Source organism: Microcoleus sp. N9_B4, from assembly GCF_036701635.1.
Classification (GTDB): domain Bacteria; phylum Cyanobacteriota; class Cyanobacteriia; order Cyanobacteriales; family Microcoleaceae; genus Microcoleus.
Map to the genome: position 1 here is coordinate 1 of NZ_JAUBRC010000109.1, position 2,007 is coordinate 2,007.

1 protein-coding gene is annotated in these 2,007 nt (G+C 36.3%); it reads right to left on the reverse strand.

The features are described 5' to 3' along the window. Nucleotides 1-280: 280 nt before the first annotated feature. Nucleotides 281-1,945 carry an IS1634 family transposase gene (locus QUA43_RS30620; RefSeq protein ID WP_333379522.1) on the reverse strand — a complete coding sequence of 555 codons (1,665 nt, stop codon included), beginning with the start codon at nt 1,943-1,945 and terminating at the stop codon, nt 281-283. Nucleotides 1,946-2,007: the final 62 nt, after the last annotated feature.

Consider the following 2,007-nt stretch of genomic DNA (forward strand, 5'->3'; position numbering starts at 1 on the left):
AACCCACATTCCGCAGATGTGGGTCGGATTTTTTTATCAGTTGTGAAAACTTGGAATCCGAACGCTTTTGGGCTGAAATTATGCAGTGTTAGCGTTACAGAAGCTTGTTAAATTCAGCTAAATTAAGTAAGTTGAAATACTTGACTTTTTCTCACATATTCACATTGCTTTTTATCGTGGTCAATCATTTTTTTTAAGCAAGGCAATTTATGCCAAGAGCAAATTATCTTGACTAATTAATGAAAATTATTCACAAATATCTACACCTCGATCTCAATCGTTATTCACTTGAAAATATTAAATAGTATTGACAGCAATACTCTCCTAAATGCCGCAAGATATCTTGACGCTCTTCGGTTAAATTACTGACCTGCTTCGCTCCATTTATAGTCACTAAATGTACCGCCTGAAACATCTGAAATATCCAGCGAATTGTGGGCTTATCGGTCAATTTCTTTACCTGATTTTTAACTCGCTCGTTGGTAGCTGATAATTGTTGTCTCAATTTTCTTTGCGCCAGGTTATATACTAACAAACACAGTCCCATTATCATTCCGATTGCTTCAACTCGCTCCGGCTTTTTCACGAATACACTAGAAGTAAAAAATAAAGGATCTTTGACAAATCTAAATCCTCTCTCATTACTTTGCTGCGCTTTGTATTCCGATAATACCTCTGAATTACTCACTGCTTTAATATCTAAGATATTTGTGGCTAATATAAATCTCCCAGCTTTGACTTTTTCCGCTTCGATTGCTGAATTTCGGGGTTCTATTTTACCCGTAACTTGATAGACTATTGTCTGTGTCTCGCTCGATTCTTCGAGCTTTTTTTTTGTTGTTTTAACTGGCTTTTCTTGGGATTTGATTTCTGTTATTTGGTGATATTTCCATGAGTTTGATAACTTTTTTATTGCAACTTCTGCATCGGCAATACAAGCAAAATCTTGTGTGGATAGCTTACGCAGTGTGGCTTTTGCTGATTCTAACTGTTTCTCTACTCCCTTGACTATTTTTTTAAGATCTGCTTGCTTTCTGATTTCACTTTCTATTACTAGCCATCTTTGCTTGATGTTGCCATACTCACTGGTTCTAGTTGCTATTTTATAGCCTTTTATTTGAGAATCTTCCCACTCACTATCTTCTATGTTGCAGATTTTATTTTGAGCTGATTTTATGCTTAATGGCACTCTAGTTATCCATTTCATTCCTGCCATTGCTGACAAATTTTCTGCTGTGTATAAGGCACTGTCTGCTACACAAATTCCGTCAAATGTCCATTGATTTTTAAATTCTTTCAATCTCGCAACAAAGACACTTTTATCATCGGCGTTTCCGTCATCTATTTTGAGATACAATGGCACGTCTCCATCTCCAGTTACGATCGTTTCAATCATAAATTGTTTGAGGTCTGGTCTTTTATCTCTTGAATAACCGTGAACGATTTTTATGGTTTTCATGGAAGATTCTGTATCCTCAGATTCTGTCTCAACTTCCTGGCTCTTTCCCTGACAGTTTTTGTAGGCTCCTTCTACTGATATTGAACTACTATCTAGGTGAACGCTTTTCATTGATACTTGAAATTTTAGAGCCGCTTTTATGGCAATTGCCGTGAATAACTTTGTCGTTCCAGCTTGATGATATTTGTCTAATGCTCTCCCAATTCTGTCATCATTTAAGTGTTCGGGTGTTACTCCTTTGCCAATTAGATGTTCTGTTGCTTTTCCCACAAAAAATGTGTCAAATAGGTAGATTGGGGCGCTCAAAAATCCCAATCCGTTCAAAATCATTGCTTTCATTACTTGTCCGGGACTGAGAGTTTCTTTAATTCTTATTCCCACTTTTTTGTTGACTTCTTCTACCAATTCCATTTCATCTATTATCCCCGCTACTATTCCCAAATGATCTAAATTTACGATATTTATAGCTTCAGATGGCTTTTTCATGGTTTTAAGGGTTGCTCTACTTGCACCAATTATTATATCTTAAAAAAGCCTCAAATGATTGC